The 14,747-nt window shown below is 61.7% G+C and carries 15 protein-coding genes; 11 read left to right on the top strand and 4 right to left on the bottom strand.

Features of this window, described 5'->3' with window-relative positions; genetic code table 11:
- Positions 1-90: 90 nt before the first annotated feature.
- Positions 91-375 carry a hypothetical protein gene (locus QMX91_RS21330; RefSeq protein WP_135296822.1) on the bottom strand — a complete coding sequence of 95 codons (285 nt, stop codon included), beginning with the start codon at positions 373-375 and terminating at the stop codon, positions 91-93.
- A 123-nt stretch (positions 376-498) separates the two neighbouring features.
- On the opposite strand from QMX91_RS21330, the gene QMX91_RS21325 reads away from it, so the two are divergent.
- Positions 499-1,158, top strand: a complete 660-nt coding sequence (locus QMX91_RS21325; protein WP_282413318.1) for a glutathione S-transferase — start codon at positions 499-501, stop codon at positions 1,156-1,158.
- 128 nt (positions 1,159-1,286) lie between these two features.
- On the opposite strand, the gene argH is transcribed toward QMX91_RS21325, so the two are convergent.
- On the bottom strand, positions 1,287-2,681 hold the full coding sequence (gene argH / locus QMX91_RS21320) for an argininosuccinate lyase (RefSeq protein WP_282413317.1): 1,395 nt from the start codon (positions 2,679-2,681) through the stop codon (positions 1,287-1,289).
- A 472-nt stretch (positions 2,682-3,153) separates the two neighbouring features.
- Between argH and QMX91_RS21315 the strand changes: the two genes are divergently transcribed.
- From QMX91_RS21315 to QMX91_RS21285, 7 genes are all read left to right on the top strand, one after another.
- The gene (locus tag QMX91_RS21315; RefSeq protein WP_003229385.1) at positions 3,154-3,900 is read left to right on the top strand and encodes a LytTR family DNA-binding domain-containing protein; all 747 of its coding nucleotides are present in this window, start codon (positions 3,154-3,156) and stop codon (positions 3,898-3,900) included.
- 137 nt (positions 3,901-4,037) lie between these two features.
- Positions 4,038-4,979 (top strand): hydroxymethylbilane synthase, encoded by a 942-nt coding sequence (gene hemC / locus QMX91_RS21310; RefSeq protein ID WP_282413316.1) that lies wholly within the window; start codon positions 4,038-4,040, stop codon positions 4,977-4,979.
- Positions 4,976-5,743, top strand: coding sequence for a uroporphyrinogen-III synthase (locus QMX91_RS21305; protein WP_282413315.1), 768 nt, complete (start codon positions 4,976-4,978; stop codon positions 5,741-5,743). Before hemC ends, QMX91_RS21305 begins: the two co-directional genes overlap by 4 nt.
- 16 nt (positions 5,744-5,759) lie before the next feature.
- Positions 5,760-6,902, top strand: a complete 1,143-nt coding sequence (locus QMX91_RS21300) for a uroporphyrinogen-III C-methyltransferase (RefSeq protein WP_134784943.1) — start codon at positions 5,760-5,762, stop codon at positions 6,900-6,902.
- On the top strand, positions 6,899-8,137 hold the full coding sequence (locus QMX91_RS21295) for a heme biosynthesis protein HemY (RefSeq protein ID WP_103368172.1): 1,239 nt from the start codon (positions 6,899-6,901) through the stop codon (positions 8,135-8,137). Before QMX91_RS21300 ends, QMX91_RS21295 begins: the two co-directional genes overlap by 4 nt.
- A 218-nt stretch (positions 8,138-8,355) precedes the next feature.
- On the top strand, positions 8,356-8,907 hold the full coding sequence (locus QMX91_RS21290; protein WP_095137655.1) for a disulfide bond formation protein B: 552 nt from the start codon (positions 8,356-8,358) through the stop codon (positions 8,905-8,907).
- Between the two features lie 186 nt (positions 8,908-9,093).
- Positions 9,094-9,552: an Rsd/AlgQ family anti-sigma factor gene (locus QMX91_RS21285; RefSeq protein ID WP_027610455.1), complete on the top strand. Its 459-nt coding sequence runs from the start codon at positions 9,094-9,096 to the stop codon at positions 9,550-9,552.
- A gap of 76 nt (positions 9,553-9,628) precedes the next feature.
- Here QMX91_RS21285 and QMX91_RS21280 read toward each other — a convergent pair whose 3' ends face one another.
- Complete coding sequence (locus tag QMX91_RS21280) at positions 9,629-10,294, bottom strand: FKBP-type peptidyl-prolyl cis-trans isomerase (protein WP_139055136.1); 666 nt, start codon at positions 10,292-10,294, stop codon at positions 9,629-9,631.
- Positions 10,295-10,486: 192 nt separating this feature from the next.
- Between QMX91_RS21280 and QMX91_RS21275 the strand changes: the two genes are divergently transcribed.
- Positions 10,487-11,644, top strand: coding sequence for an AlgP family protein (locus QMX91_RS21275; RefSeq protein ID WP_282413314.1), 1,158 nt, complete (start codon positions 10,487-10,489; stop codon positions 11,642-11,644).
- Here QMX91_RS21275 and QMX91_RS21270 read toward each other — a convergent pair.
- The gene (locus QMX91_RS21270) at positions 11,641-12,105 is read right to left on the bottom strand and encodes a TIGR02444 family protein (protein WP_282413313.1); all 465 of its coding nucleotides are present in this window, start codon (positions 12,103-12,105) and stop codon (positions 11,641-11,643) included. The genes QMX91_RS21275 and QMX91_RS21270 overlap by 4 nt on opposite strands.
- Before the next feature lie 50 nt (positions 12,106-12,155).
- Here QMX91_RS21270 and QMX91_RS21265 point away from each other — a divergent pair, with 50 nt between their 5' ends.
- Both QMX91_RS21265 and QMX91_RS21260 read left to right on the top strand, forming a co-directional pair.
- Complete coding sequence (locus QMX91_RS21265; RefSeq protein WP_003229372.1) at positions 12,156-14,066, top strand: ATP-binding cassette domain-containing protein; 1,911 nt, start codon at positions 12,156-12,158, stop codon at positions 14,064-14,066.
- Positions 14,066-14,647: a mechanosensitive ion channel family protein gene (locus QMX91_RS21260; RefSeq protein WP_098966213.1), complete on the top strand. Its 582-nt coding sequence runs from the start codon at positions 14,066-14,068 to the stop codon at positions 14,645-14,647. Before QMX91_RS21265 ends, QMX91_RS21260 begins: the two co-directional genes overlap by 1 nt.
- Positions 14,648-14,747: the final 100 nt, after the last annotated feature.

The raw sequence follows: 14,747 nt of genomic DNA, 5'->3' as shown, positions 1-14,747 counted from the left end.
GAGCCTGCTCGCGATTGCGCCGTGTCAGTCAGCTGATTTTTTGCTGAAAGAACGCAATCGCGAGCAGGCTCACTCCTACAGGATCGGGGTTTACTGCTTTTCCGGTGGCAGCTCTGGCAGCGCACGCAGCGCAGTTTCATACCACTCGGTATCGAACGCGCGGTCTTCGTCGAGCATCGAGTCAATCTCGTAGGCCAGCACATGGGCCATCAGATTGAGGATCTCTTCGCGCTCGACGCCCACCAGGGTCAGCTTGTTGTAGGTCGCCTTGGCCGCTGGCGGGTTGTCGCTTTCGATCTGGTTCTCGATGGCTTCGATCAACGTCGCTTCGGTGAACTCTTCTTCGTCGTTGTCGATGTCTGTCGGCTCGCTCATGGCAGGCTCCTCAAGGAAAGGCGCCAGTTTATCCGCATTCAGTAACGTGATGTTACTGGCGAGATTAACCGTTGCGATCTATAAAAAAGCACTGCCCACCCCGCACGGCCTGGAGGCTATGTGATGTTCAAGCTCTACGGATTCGCTGTCAGCAACTACTACAACATGGTCAAGCTGGCGCTGCTGGAAAAGGGCCTGGCGTTCGAAGAGGTGACGTTCTACCCGACGCCGACCCCGCAATCGCTGGCGATCAGCCCGCGCGGCAAAGTACCGGTACTCGGCGTCGATGCCGGATTTATTAACGAAACCGCGATCATCCTTGAATACCTCGAGCAGACCCAGAAGGGCACGCCGCTGCTGCCGAGCGATCCATTCGAGCGGGCGCAGGTGCTGGCGATCGCCAAGGAAATCGAGTTGTACATCGAACTGCCGGGCCGCGCCTGTTATGGCGAAGCGTTCTTCGGCTCGCCGGTGCCGGAGGCGATCAAGGAGAAAACCAAAGCCGAGCTGCTGCTGGGTTTCGCGGCACTGGGCCGCCACGGCAAATTCGCCCCGTACGTGGCGGGCGACAGTTTGAGCATCGCGGATTTGTATTTCCTGTACAGCGTGCCGCTGGCGTGTGCGGTCGGACAGAAACTGTTCGGGATCGATTTGCTGGCAGAGATGCCGAAAGCCAAGGCGCTGCTGGAGCGGCTTGAGCAGAATCCGCATGTGCAGAAGATTGCGGCGGACAAAGAATTGGCGATGCCGGCGTTTTTGGCGATGATCGCTGCCAAGAAGTAAGTTTTTTGGCGTTCTGAAGGACGCATTCGCGAGCAAGCCCGCTCCCACTGGGGATTTCGTTGGTCACAATGTTGTGTTCAACATCAATCCAAATGTGGGAGCGGGCTTGCTCGCGAAGCTTTTGACCTTTAGCGGCTGGCGATGAGGGCCTGACCGCGAACCACCGCTGTCTTGACCTGCGCCGGCGCAGTCCCGCCGATATGGTCACGGGCATTCACCGAGCCTTCCAGGGTCAGCACGGCGAACACATCCTGTTCGATCTGGTCGCTGAACTGTCGCAGTTCTTCCAGGCTCATCTCGGCCAGATCCTTGCCGGTGTCGACGCCGTACTTCACCGCGTGACCGACGATTTCGTGGCAGTCACGGAACGGCAGGCCACGGCGCACCAGGTAGTCCGCCAGGTCGGTGGCGGTGGAGAAACCACGCAGCGCCGCTTCACGCATGATCGCGTGTTTCGGCTTGATCGCCGGGATCATGTCGGCAAACGCCCGCAGCGAATCGCGCAGGGTGTCGGCGGCGTCGAACAGCGGCTCCTTGTCTTCCTGGTTGTCCTTGTTGTAGGCCAGAGGCTGGCCTTTCATCAGGGTCAGCAGGCCCATCAGTGCGCCGAACACGCGGCCGGTCTTGCCGCGAACCAGTTCCGGCACGTCCGGGTTTTTCTTTTGCGGCATGATCGAGCTGCCGGTGCAGAAGCGGTCCGGCAGATCGATGAACTGGAACTGCGCGCTGGTCCACAGCACCAGCTCTTCGGAAAAACGCGACAGGTGCATCATCGCGATGCTGGCGGCCGAGCAGAATTCGATGGCGAAGTCGCGATCGGAAACGTTGTCCAGCGAGTTGCCGCCCACGGCGTCGAAGCCCAGCAGTTGCGCGGTGTATTCGCGATCGATCGGGTAGGTGGTGCCGGCCAGCGCGGCGCTGCCCAGTGGCATGCGGTTGGTGCGCTTGCGGCAGTCGACCAGACGCTCGTAGTCGCGGCTGAGCATTTCGAACCAGGCCAGCATATGGTGGCCGAAGGTCACTGGCTGAGCAGTTTGCAGGTGAGTGAAGCCGGGCATGATGCTCGCCGCTTCGCGCTCGGCTTGTTCCAGCAAACCTTTTTGCAAGCGGGTGATTTCGGCCAGGATCAGGTCGATCTCGTCACGCAGCCACAGACGGATGTCGGTGGCGACCTGATCGTTGCGGCTGCGCCCGGTGTGCAGTTTCTTGCCGGTGATACCGATGCGGTCGGTCAGGCGTGCTTCGATGTTCATGTGCACGTCTTCGAGGTCGACGCGCCAGTCGAACTGGCCGGCTTCGATTTCGCCCTGAATGGTCTTCAGGCCGTCGATGATGCTGTCGCGCTCGGCATCGGTCAGCACGCCGACCTTGGCCAGCATGGTGGCGTGGGCGATCGAGCCCATGATGTCGTGGCGATACAGGCGCTGGTCGAAGGTGACGGAGGCGGTGAAGCGGGCGACGAAGGCGTCGACGGGTTCACTGAAGCGGCCGCCCCAGGACTGATTGGTCTTGTCAGTGCTCATGAATTCGCTCGTATCGGCTTGAAGAAAGAAGGCGTGAAACGCTGGCGCGGATAATAACAGGGTTGCCAATCCTGTCGCTGACACCGGTCGATACGTTTTTTTCTCATCTGCTCATTCATAGTCGGCGCCGTCTGCGGGGGATTTGCGCAAGGATATTTTTCGATTGAGCAATATCGGCCCGGCAAGCGTCTACAGTTGGACATAAGGGTCGGCGCGACTGCGGATCGCACAAAGGTCCGGACGCCGACTATAAGAAGAGGGGGTGGGTGGTTTTGTCCTTTGGCATACCCCGTGAAAAACGCAGGAAACAGCGGGCTTTGAGCAGTACGACCCGGACACTGGCAAATATTGCTGGCCGACGTACGGCACTTTTTGGCGCTCGGGCTAGTCTTAGCGTGGATCGCGGTGACGGATGTCACTTCACCTGTCTACGCTATCCTTGTGCGAGACTCACGCAGGAATCCAGCGCAATATGAATGTCCTGATCGTTGATGACGAACCACTGGCTCGCGAGCGCCTAAGCCGAATGGTAAGCGAGCTCGAGGGTTATACAGTCCTGGAGCCCAGCGCCACGAATGGCGAAGAGGCGTTGGCGCTGATCGACAGCCACAAGCCGGATATCGTGCTGCTCGATATCCGCATGCCGGGCCTCGATGGCCTGCAGGTCGCTGCCCGTCTGTGCGAACGCGAAACGCCACCGGCCGTGGTGTTTTGCACCGGCCCCGATGAATTTGCCGTGGAAGCCCTGCAGGCCAGCGCCGTGGGCTATGTGGTGAAACCCGTGCGAACCGAACATCTGCATGACGCCCTGAAACGGGCTGAACGTCCCAACCGGGCGCAACTCTCGGCCCTGACCCGTCCCGCCGCCGAAAGCGGTAACGGCCCGCGCAGTCACATCAGCGCCCGCACCCGCAAAGGCATCGAGCTGATCCCGCTGGATCAGGTGGTCTATTTCATTGCCGATCACAAATACGTGACCCTGCGCCATGAAAGCGGCGAGGTGCTACTGGATGAGCCGCTGAAAGCCCTCGAAGACGAATTCGGCGAGCGTTTCGTGCGTATCCACCGCAACGCGTTGGTCGCCCGTGACCGCATCGAACGTCTGCAACGCACGCCGCTGGGGCATTTCCAGCTGTTCCTCAAAGGCCTTAATGGTGATGCGCTGATCGTCAGCCGTCGGCATGTGGCCGGTGTGCGCAAGATGATGCAGGGCCTCTGACCCGGCCTTCGCGCTTGGTTTCACTTTCTTCTACCGGGCATCGCAGGCCAGGGAGGCCACGCCGTTTCTGATTCAAGTCAAAGTGGATTTGGCTGAGCTGTTATTATCCGCCGTATCTATTCAGTACGGATTGATCCATGTCCTCTCGCGAAATCCGCATCGCCACCCGTAAAAGTGCGCTGGCCCTCTGGCAGGCCGAATACGTCAAAGCCCGTCTGGAAGCGGCCCATCCGGGTCTGCTGGTGACGCTGGTGCCCATGGTCAGTCGCGGCGACAAGCTGCTCGACTCGCCGCTGTCGAAAATCGGCGGCAAGGGCCTGTTCGTCAAGGAGCTGGAAACCGCGCTGCTGGAAAACGAAGCCGACATCGCCGTGCATTCGATGAAAGACGTGCCGATGGACTTCCCCGAAGGCCTTGGCCTGTTCTGTATCTGCGAACGCGAAGACCCGCGCGATGCTTTCGTTTCCAATACTTACGCCAGCCTGGATGCGCTGCCTGCCGGCGCCATCGTCGGCACCTCTAGCCTGCGGCGTCAGGCGCAGTTGCTGACCCGTCGTCCTGATCTGGAAATCCGCTTCCTGCGCGGTAACGTCAACACTCGTCTGGCCAAGCTCGATGCCGGCGAGTACGACGCGATCATCCTCGCGGCGGCCGGCCTGATCCGTCTCGGTTTTGAAGACCGTATCACCTCGGCCATCAGTGTCGATGACAGTCTGCCGGCCGGTGGTCAGGGCGCCGTCGGCATCGAGTGCCGCAGCGCCGACACGCAAATCCACGCCTTGCTCGCACCGTTGCATCACGCCGATACCGCTTCGCGTGTGACCGCTGAACGTGCCCTCAACAAACATCTGAATGGCGGCTGCCAGGTGCCGATCGCATGCTACGCCGTGCTCGAAGGTGAGCAGCTGTGGCTGCGTGGTCTGGTGGGCGAGCCGAGCGGCGGCAAGCTGCTCAGCGCCGAAGCGCGTGCGCCGCGTGCCAATGTCGAAGCGTTGGGCGTGCAGGTCGCTGAAGATCTGCTCGGTCAGGGTGCCGACGACATTCTCAAAGCGGTGTATGGCGAGGCAGGTCACGAGTGACTGGCTGGCGCCTGCTGCTGACGCGCCCTGCGGATGATTGCGCGGCGCTGGCCGAGGTGTTGGCCGGGCAGGGGATTTCCAGCAGTTGCCTGCCGCTTCTGGACATCGTGCCGCTGCCGGTTTCTGAGAAAATACGTCAGGCGCTGAAGCAGCTTTCCGGTTGCAGCGCGGTCATCGTGGTCAGCAAACCGGCGGCGCGGATTGCGCTTGATTTGCTGGACGCTCATGGGCTTCAGTCGTTGTCGATGCCGTGGTTCAGCGTCGGTGCGGCGACCGCGCAGATTCTTCGCGATCACGGTCTCGATGTGCACTGTCCCGCCGACGGCGATGACAGTGAAGCCCTGCTGCAATTGTCGCGTCTGCGCGAGGCGGTCACCGAGCCCAGCGCGCAGGTGCTGATCCTGCGTGGCGAGGGTGGCCGCGAGCTGCTCGCCGAGCGCCTGCGCGCGCTTGGTGCTAGTGTCGAGTATCTGGAGTTGTATCGGCGTGACCTGCCGGCCTACCCGCCGCAAGAGCTGCCGCAGCGGATTGCAGCGGAACGCTTGAACGGGCTGGTGGTCAGCAGTGGACAGGGTTTCGAGCACTTGCGCCAGATGGCCGGCGATGCCTGGCCGTCAATTGCGCAGTTGCCGTTGTTTGTGCCAAGCCCAAGGGTTGCCGAGCTGGCACATGCCGCCGGGGCCCGAACAGTTGTGGATTGCCGCGGCGCGAGTGCCGCGGCTTTGCTGACGGCGTTACGGGAGCATCCCGTGCCCGTTCTCTAATGCAAAGGATGGATACGTGAGCGAAACAGCCTTGCCTAAAGATGATGTCCAGCCTGTGATCGATGCCCAGGTTGAAACTCCACCGCCGGCCAAAGAGCCGCGCCGAGGCAACGGACTGGCCATTGTCGCCCTGTTGCTCGGCGCTGCCGGCGTGGCGATCGGTGGCTGGGGTGTCTGGCAGGTGCGTCACCTGCAGAGCAACACCGCACAGCAGTCGGATCAGGTGCAGGCGTTGAACGATCAGGCGCAGAGCCTCAAACTCAACGAACAGCGTCTGACCGAGCGCCTCGCGCAATTGCCCGGTGCCGATGAACTCGCCGAACGTCAGCGTCTGGTGACGCAATTGCAGGGGGATCAGCAGCGCCTCAATCAGCGTCTGGAAACCGTTCTCGGCGCCAGCCGCAAGGATTGGCGTCTGGCCGAGGCCGAGCATCTGCTGCGTCTGGCCAGCCTGCGTCTGTCGGCCTTGCAGGACATCAGCAGCGCCCAGGCGCTGGTGCAGGGTGCCGACGAAATTCTGCGTGAGCAGAACGATCCCGGCTCGTTCGCCGCCCGCGAGCAAGTGGCGAAAACCCTCGTCGCGCTGCGCAGCACCGAGCAGCCGGATCGCACCGGTCTGTTCCTGCGCATTGGTGCCTTGCGTGATCAGGTCATCGAACTGACCGAGCTGGCGCCTGAGTACAAGGATCGCGGCGAGTCGCTGCTGGGCCTGACCGCTGACGGCGATGGCGCCAGTCGCTGGGCGCAGTGGTGGGATCAGGTGTCGCGTTACATCCGCATCGATTTCAATGCCGACAAGAATGTGAAGCCACTGCTGGCCGGGCAGAGCCTGAGTCAGGTGCGTCTGGCCCTGAGTCTCGCGCTGGAGCAGGCGCAGTGGGCTGCGCTCAATGGCCAGGCGCCGGTCTACACCCAGGCACTGACCGAAGCGCGGGACGTGCTCAAGGGCAATTTCAATCCGGACAATCCGCAGAGCAAAATCATGCTTGAACAGGTTGCCGAGCTGAGCCAGCAACCGGTCACCGTCAAGACGCCGGACCTGACCGGCACGCTGAGTGCGGTGCAGGCTTATCTGGAGCGCCGTAACGTCAACGCTGAAGAGTCGGTCAAACCGTTCGCCAAACCTGCCGCCAATACCGCGCAGGAGACCACGCCATGAAACGCCTGTATGTGATCGTGTTTCTGGTGATCGCCGCGACGGCGGCACTGGGCCTGGCGATTGCCGAGCACTCCGGGTACGTGTTGATTGCCTACAAGAGCTTCCGCTACGAGGCCAGTCTGTGGGCCACGCTGGGCCTGATCGCGGTGTTGTGGCTGCTGATCTGGGGCATCAAGGCCTTGGTCGAGCTGGTCATGGCCTCCAGTGGCGTGGTCAATCCGTGGTCGCGCCGCAACCGCAGCCGGCGGGTGCAGGTGGCCATCGAACACGGGCAGCTGGATCTGGCCGAAGGTCGCTGGGCCAGCGCGCAACGTCATCTGTCTCGCGCCGCCGAGGCCGAGCGCCAGCCGCTGTTGTATTACCTCGGCGCGGCACGCGCGGCCAACGAACAAGGCAAGTACGAAGAGTGTGATCAGTTGCTTGAACGTGCGCTGGAGCGCCAGCCGCAGGCCGAATTGGCGATTGCCTTGAGTCATGCGCAGTTGCAGACCGATCGTGGTGACACCGACGGCGCCCTGGTGACCCTGCAGGCGATGCACGAGCGACATCCGCATAACGTGCAGACCTTGCGACAGTTGCAGCGTCTGCATCAGCAGCGCGGCGACTGGTCGGCGGTGATTCGCCTGTTGCCGGAACTGCGCAAGGACAAGGTGCTGCCGCCGGCCGAACTGGCTGAACTGGAACGTCGTGCCTGGGGCAACAACCTGTCTCTGGCAGCGCATCGGGACGAGGACGGCAAGGTCGGTCTGCAGTCACTCACCCGTGCCTGGGAGCAGTTGACCTCCGCGCAGCGTCAGGAGCCGGCGCTGGTGCTGGCATACGCCGAGCAATTGCGTCAGTTGGGTGCTCAGGTCGAAGCTGAAGAAATCCTGCGCAGTGCCCTCAAGCGCAAGTACGACAGCCATCTCGCGCGTCTGTATGGCTTGGTGCGCGGCAGCGATCCGGCGCGTCAGTTGCAGACCGCCGAAGGTTGGCTCAAGGAACATCCTGCTGACCCGAGCCTGTTGCTGACCCTCGGTCGTCTCTGTCTGCAAGCCAGCTTGTGGGGCAAGGCACGGGATTACCTGGAAAGCAGTCTGCGAGTGCAGCGTAACCCTGAAGCCTGCGCCGAGCTGGCACGTCTGCTTGCGCAACTGGGTGACACCGAGCGCAGTAACCAGCTGTTCCAAGAGGGTCTCGGATTGCTGGATGAGCGTCTGCTGGCCGCGCCGTTGCCGGTGCCGGTTCACGCCTGATATCGCGAGGGAGCATGCTCCCTCGTTAACGTTCAGTGAGCGAAAAATTACCTGTGGCGGGCGTCTTGGGCAAAGTCCTACAACGGACTACACCTATTCCTCTCGCACCTGTCGGGTTTTCCCTACACTTCTGGTGAACTGTCGCCAAAGCCCTGCCTTGAAAGGCTGACAAGCTTTCCTCTACCGTAACTGCCTGTCTCCACTGTTACGGAAAAGCCATGTCGTTGGCCTGTTCACGCTCCTTGTTTTTCACGGCTTTCACTGCAGGGGCCATGGCCCTGGGAGCTTCCTATTATCTCGAGTATGCGGTCGGGCTGACGCCCTGCAGCCTGTGCCTGGCGCAAAGGTTTTTCATGGCGTTGCTGACGTTCTGTTGCGGGTTGGCGGCGGTCCACGGCCCACGGCGTGTCGGCCTGTCGCTGTACTGGGTCGCCGCGCTTGGCCTGAGCCTGGGCGGGACGACGGCGGCCTGGCGACAGGTGTTGTTGCAGAGTGACCCGTTGATGCAGATGACGAGGTGCGCGCCTGATGCCGAAGCGTTGTTCAGCAACCTGCCGTGGTTGTGTGCAACGTTGCGGATGCTTAGAGGCGGTGTAGATTGCGCAGAAATTTCCTGGACGCTGTTCGATTTGAGCATCCCGGAATGGAGCCTGCTGTTCTTTGTGGCGATGTCGATCCTGGCGGTCTATCAATTGCTGCGGCTGGTCTGGAGCGCTCTGCAGCGACCGCTCAGCGGCGAAGCGTCGCACCGCACGCTGGTCAGGGATTAAACACTTGTATGAACTTTATCTCCTGCGTACCTTGAAGCCATAGGCGTGCGGGCATAATCTGGCCCGCACGTGTCATTGGATTTATGTTGCTCGATGACGCTCTGCCCGGTCGGCCCCCAAGCGATAACAGCCAGAAGAGGGGCGCGGGTGTAGAGCAGCATGACCCACAAGGGAAGAGAGATCGCCATGCTCGAAAGTTGTCAGAATGCTCAGGAACGCTGGGGTGGAGTTCATCTGCTGATCGACCGCTGGTTGCAGGAGCGTGAAGATCTGATCGGTGCCTACGACAAGTTGGGTGACAAACCCCAGGCTCTGTCCGAGAACCGTAAACCCTTGCTTGAATTCTGCGGCGTGCTGGTCGATTACGTCTCGGCCGGGCACTTCGAAATCTACGAACAGCTGACCGGCGAAGCCAAGGCGTTCGGTGACACGCGCGGTCTGGAATTGGCCGAGACAATCTACCCGCGCATCGACGTCATCACCGAAAAACTCCTCGCGTTCAACGACCTTTGCGACGAAGGCAAATGCGTTGCGGAGAAATTCAAGGAGCTCGGTGGCCTGCTTCACGAACGCTTCGAACTTGAAGACTGCCTGATTGAAGTGTTGCACACGGCACACAAGGAAGAAGATACCGCTCAGGCCTGATTGGTTTTCTCAGGCAAAAAAAACGCGATGCGCCGAAAGCGCACCGCGTTTTTTTATGCCGGCGAATCGGCGTCGGTCAGCTCGTTGCACCGCGCAATTCGACTTCAAACACCAACGGTGTGAACGGCGCGATCAGATCGCCCGCACCGTCGGCGCCGTAGGCCTGATCCGATGGAATCACCAGTCGCCACTTGGCACCCACCGGCATGTTCTGCAACGCAGTACGCCAGCCGGCAATCACGCTGTCGAGGCTGAACCATTGCGGCTGAGTGTTCTGATCGAACACGGTGCCATCCGGCAGTCGTCCGACATACAACACCTGGACTTTTCCATCGGGGCCGGCCTTGGCACCGGTGCCCGGCGTCAGTTCGGTCAGCAGGATGCCGTCGGCCAGTTCCTTCACACCCGGTTTGGCTTTTTCGGCGGTGAGAAAACGCTGCTCGTTTTCCATCGCGGCATCGCTCGACGGCAGAGATGAGTGCTCGGCGTTTTGCGATTCATGATCGGCGAGGATCTGCTCGATCCGTGCTTCGCTCAGTGCCAGTGGCTTGCCTTGATAGGCCTGCTGCAAACCGTCGACCAGTGCTTGAATCTGCAGTTGCGGCACCTCTTGGCGCAAGCGTTCACCGAGGCTGGCGCCGAGGCTGTAGGCCAGATCGTGAGCATCGTTCGCGGTGGTTTTTTCCTCGGCGTGGGCGGCGGAAAAAATCATCCAGAGGGATAAAAAAAGGTAGCGCGACATGGGCACTCTCCGTCCTGAGATGCGGGCGATTATGCCAGCGCGAAGGTCTGCAACGGTGAACTGCTTTTGTCTTTGTGCAGAACATTTTCGCTTCGTTGCAACGCAACGGTTTCGATACTGTCAAGATGACCTAGCGGCGGTAACTGCAGAGGTCTAGTATGAGCCGCACTCACGTCAGCCAGGAGGTAAACCATGTCGGCCACCAAGAAGCCTGTAAACACTCCGTTGCACTTACTCCAACAACTCTCGGGCAGCCTGCTCGAGCATTTGGAAAACGCTTGCTCCCAAGCCTTGGCTGATGCTGAAAAACTGCTCGCCAAACTGGAAAAGCAACGCGGCAAGGCGCAAGAAAAACTGCACAAGTCCCGCACCAAATTGCAGGACGCAGCCTCTGCCGGTAAAGCCAAGGCGCAGAACAAGGCCAAGGCTGCCGTCAAAGAACTTGAAGACCTGCTCGATGCGTTGAAGGATCGTCAGTCCGACACTCGCGGCTACATTCTGCAACTCAAGCGCGATGCCCAGGAAAGCCTGAAACTGGCCCAGGGTGTCGGCCGGGTGCAAGAGGCCGCCGGCAAAGCGCTGTCCTCCCGCGCCGCCAAACCAGCAGCAGCGCCTGCGAAAAAAGCGGCAGCCAAACCTGCTGCGGCGAAAGCCCCGGCGAAAACCGCTGCGGCAAAACCGGCAGCCAAACCGGCAGCCAAACCAGCAGCCAAGGCACCGGCTAAAACCGCCGCCAAAACCGCAGTGAAAAAACCGGCTGCGGCGAGCGCTGCGAAACCGGCCGCACGTACTGCCGCTGCCAAACCTGCAGCGGCCAAACCGGCTGCCAAGCCAGCAGCAAAACCTGCTGCGCGCAAAGTCGCTCCGGCAAAAACCGCTGCTGCTAAACCAACTGCCAAAGTAGCGGTAAAACCGGCTGCCAAACCTGCCGCGAAAACCGCTGCGGCAAAACCGGCAGCCAAGACTGCGGCCAAACCGGTCGCGGCAAAACCTGCTGCCAAGGTTGCTGCCAAACCAGCGGCCAAGCCTGCCGCCAAGCCTGCCGCTAAAACCGCTGCCAAACCTGCAGCAGCAAAACCTGCGACCGCTGCAGCCAAGCCTGTTGCCAAACCGGTAGCCGCCAAGCCGGCCGCTAAACCAGCCGCCAAACCGGCTGCCAAACCTGCCGCGAAAAAACCGGCCGCTGCCAAACCTGCTGCCGCCAAACCGGCGACTGCACCGGCTGCCAAGCCAACCGCTCCGGCGCCGGCCGCCGCGCCTGCTCCAGCCGCTTCCACCTCGACCACCACGACTGCGCCAACGCCAGCCGCTGCGTCGAGCGCCAGCAGCAACCCGACCAGCGCTTCCTAAGTGCCGGTTGCCGCGACGCGCAGCACTTGCAGCGCGTCGCGGTTCGGGCTGGCGGTCGATCCCGCCAGGCTCTCCAGCCATTGCCCGGACGCTGATACTTCATCGTGCGGCCAGTCCTGCGCAACCTGTTCCAGTTGCCACAGCAGATGCCGTTCGGCTTCCAGCTCCAATGCTTTCATTTGTTCTCGCAGACCCTTGAGTACCGGATCTTCCTCGGCCAGGGTTTTCCATTGAGTGCGCAATGCACGCAGTGGCTGCACCACCTCCGCATCCCACGGCCCCACCAGCGTTTTCAACTGCTCCAGGCGTTGTTCGTCGCAGGCCACGCCACGTTGTTCCAACCACAGACCGCACAGCAGCAGGCAGACATTGGCCCCCGCCGCTTGCAGTTGCAGGCAGGCAGGTTCCACGCCCGGTCGGGCGTAGATGGCAAGGGAAAAGCTCCACAGGTCAGAGGACATCGTGCTACTCGCGCCAGTTGTGAGCGAAGCTGGTAGACTCCGCCGCCATTATGATCCGACTTCAGAACCTGACTTTACAGCGTGGCCCGCAACGTCTGCTAGAAGACGCCGAGCTGACCCTGCACGCCGGCCACAAAGCCGGCCTCATCGGTGCCAACGGCGCCGGCAAATCCAGCCTGTTTGCCTTGCTGCGCGGCGAGTTGCACCCGGACTCGGGCGATTGCCTGCTGCCGGCCGACTGGCGGATCGCGCACATGCGCCAGGAGGTCGACACCCTCGAACGCCTGGCGGTCGACTATGTGCTCGATGGCGACCTGCGTCTACGCGAAGTGCAACGTGACCTCGCCGCCGCCGAAGCGGCCCACGATGGCACGGCTCTGGCCCGTCTGCACGCCGAACTCGACAGCGCCGACGGCTATACCGCCGATGCGCGGGCGCGCAAGTTGCTGGCCGGTCTCGGTTTCACCAATGAACAGATGGATCGTCAGGTAGGAGATTTCTCCGGTGGCTGGCGGATGCGTCTGAACCTGGCGCAGGCCTTGATGTGTCCGTCGGACCTGTTGCTGCTCGACGAACCGACCAACCACCTGGATCTCGACGCGATCATCTGGCTCGAAGAGTGGCTGAAAAGCTATCCGGGCACCTTGCTGTTGATTTCCCACGACCGCGACTTCCTCGATGAAGTGGTCGATCACGTGGCTCATGTCGATCAGCGCAAACTGACCCTGTACCGTGGCGGCTACACCGCGTTCGAACGCGCCCGTGCCGAACGTCTGGCCCAGCAGCAACAGGCCTACGAGAAGCAGCAGGCGCAACGTGCGCACATGGAAAGCTACATCGCCCGCTTCAAGGCTCAGGCCACCAAGGCCCGTCAGGCGCAGAGCCGGATCAAGGCCCTGGAGCGCATGGAAGAGCTGTCGGCGGCCCACGTCGATTCACCGTTCGACTTCGTGTTCCGCGAATCGACCAAGATCTCCAGTCCACTGATCGACCTGTCCGATGCGCGCCTGGGTTACGGCGACAAAACCATCCTGGAGAAGGTCAAGCTGCAACTGACCCCGGGTGCGCGGATCGGTCTGCTCGGGCCGAACGGTGCCGGTAAATCGACCCTGATCAAGAACCTCGCCGGCGAGCTCGAACCGCTGGCCGGGCGTCTGACCCGTGGCGAGAACACCGTCGTCGGCTACTTCGCCCAGCATCAGCTCGACTCGCTGGATGCCAAGGCCAGCCCGCTGCTGCATTTGCAGCGTCTGGCGCCGACCGAGCGTGAACAGACTCTGCGCGACTTCCTCGGTGGTTTCGACTTCCGTGGCGCGCGCATCGACGAGCCGGTGCTGAATTTCTCCGGTGGCGAGAAAGCGCGTCTGGCGCTGGCATTGATCGCCTGGGAACGGCCGAACCTGTTGCTGCTCGACGAACCGACCAACCACCTCGACCTGGAAATGCGCCTGGCGCTGACCATGGCGCTGCAGGAATTCAGCGGCGCGGTATTGGTGGTGTCTCACGATCGGCACTTGCTCAAGAGCACCACCGACAACTTCTACCTGGTCGCTGACGGCAAGGTAGAAGAGTTCGATGGCGACCTCGAAGATTACGCGCGCTGGCTGGTGGAATATCGTCAACGCAATGCGCCGGTCAGCAACACCCCGGTCAACCCGGACAAGACCGACAAGAAGGCCCAGCGCCAGGCCGCTGCTGCATTGCGTCAGCAACTGGCACCGCACAAGCGCGAGGCCGACAAGCTCGAAGCCGAACTGGGCAAGCTCCACGAAAAACTCGCCAAGGTCGACGCCAGCCTCGGTGACAGCGACATCTACGAGCCGGCACGCAAGAACGAGTTGCGTGATCTGCTGGCCGAGCAGGCCAAGCTGAAAGTGCGCGAAGCCGAGCTGGAAGAAGCGTGGATGGAGGCACTCGAAACGCTGGAAAGCATGCAGGCGGAGCTGGAGGCGCTGTCCTGATGGAAGCGTTCAAGCTGCCGCTGCCGGCGGTGTGGGTCGAACCGATCTGGCTCGGCGTGCAGATTCTGCTGATCCTGCTGGCCGGCTACTTCGCTCAACGTGTCGTCGCTCGATTCCTCACCCGCCTGGGCGAGCGCTATCCGTTTCCGCCGCAGTTGCTGATGCCCCTGCGGGGCGGTCTGCGCTGGCTGATCATGGGCAGCGCGCTGATCTTTGTGCTGGAGCGCCTCGGCGTATCGGCCACGGTGTTGTGGACGGCGCTGTCGGGTTTCGTCGCGGTGGCGGCGGTGGCGTTCTTCGCCATGTGGAGTGTGCTGTCGAACCTGCTCTGCGCGATCCTGATCTTCACCGTCGGCCCGTTCCGCCTCGGCGATGTGGTCGAGTTGGTGGACACCACCGACAAGCCGGGCGTCAAGGGCCGGGTGGTGGCGATCAATCTGCTCTACACCACGTTGATCGAAGCCGAGGAGCTCGGGACGGGCAGCGCCATGGTGCAAGTGCCGAACAGCCTGTTCTTCCAGCGTTCGGTGCGGCGCTGGCGCGGGAGTGATGTGTTTCCTTCGAGCGGTTTCGAGAAGTAGTCCTCGGGCGTCTGATCTGACGCCTTCGCGAGCAAGCCCGCTCCCACATTGGATCTGTGATCGACACAAATCCAATGTGGGAGCGGGCTTGCTCGCGAAG

This window comes from Pseudomonas sp. PS01299 (genome assembly GCF_029960145.1).
GTDB lineage: Bacteria > Pseudomonadota > Gammaproteobacteria > Pseudomonadales > Pseudomonadaceae > Aquipseudomonas > Aquipseudomonas putida_A.
This window is presented reverse-complemented; position numbering and strand designations above follow the sequence as displayed.

Coding starts and splice junctions, on each gene's coding strand:
- argH (WP_282413317.1), bottom strand. CDS start 2,681: ATGAGCACTGACAAGACCAATCAGTCCTGGGGCGGCCGCTTCAGTGAA.
- QMX91_RS21315 (WP_003229385.1), top strand. CDS start 3,154: ATGAATGTCCTGATCGTTGATGACGAACCACTGGCTCGCGAGCGCCTA.
- QMX91_RS21265 (WP_003229372.1), top strand. CDS start 12,156: ATGATCCGACTTCAGAACCTGACTTTACAGCGTGGCCCGCAACGTCTG.
- QMX91_RS21285 (WP_027610455.1), top strand. CDS start 9,094: ATGCTCGAAAGTTGTCAGAATGCTCAGGAACGCTGGGGTGGAGTTCAT.
- QMX91_RS21270 (WP_282413313.1), bottom strand. CDS start 12,105: ATGTCCTCTGACCTGTGGAGCTTTTCCCTTGCCATCTACGCCCGACCG.
- QMX91_RS21275 (WP_282413314.1), top strand. CDS start 10,487: ATGTCGGCCACCAAGAAGCCTGTAAACACTCCGTTGCACTTACTCCAA.
- hemC (WP_282413316.1), top strand. CDS start 4,038: ATGTCCTCTCGCGAAATCCGCATCGCCACCCGTAAAAGTGCGCTGGCC.
- QMX91_RS21280 (WP_139055136.1), bottom strand. CDS start 10,294: ATGTCGCGCTACCTTTTTTTATCCCTCTGGATGATTTTTTCCGCCGCC.
- QMX91_RS21295 (WP_103368172.1), top strand. CDS start 6,899: ATGAAACGCCTGTATGTGATCGTGTTTCTGGTGATCGCCGCGACGGCG.
- QMX91_RS21290 (WP_095137655.1), top strand. CDS start 8,356: ATGTCGTTGGCCTGTTCACGCTCCTTGTTTTTCACGGCTTTCACTGCA.
- QMX91_RS21325 (WP_282413318.1), top strand. CDS start 499: ATGTTCAAGCTCTACGGATTCGCTGTCAGCAACTACTACAACATGGTC.
- QMX91_RS21330 (WP_135296822.1), bottom strand. CDS start 375: ATGAGCGAGCCGACAGACATCGACAACGACGAAGAAGAGTTCACCGAA.
- QMX91_RS21260 (WP_098966213.1), top strand. CDS start 14,066: ATGGAAGCGTTCAAGCTGCCGCTGCCGGCGGTGTGGGTCGAACCGATC.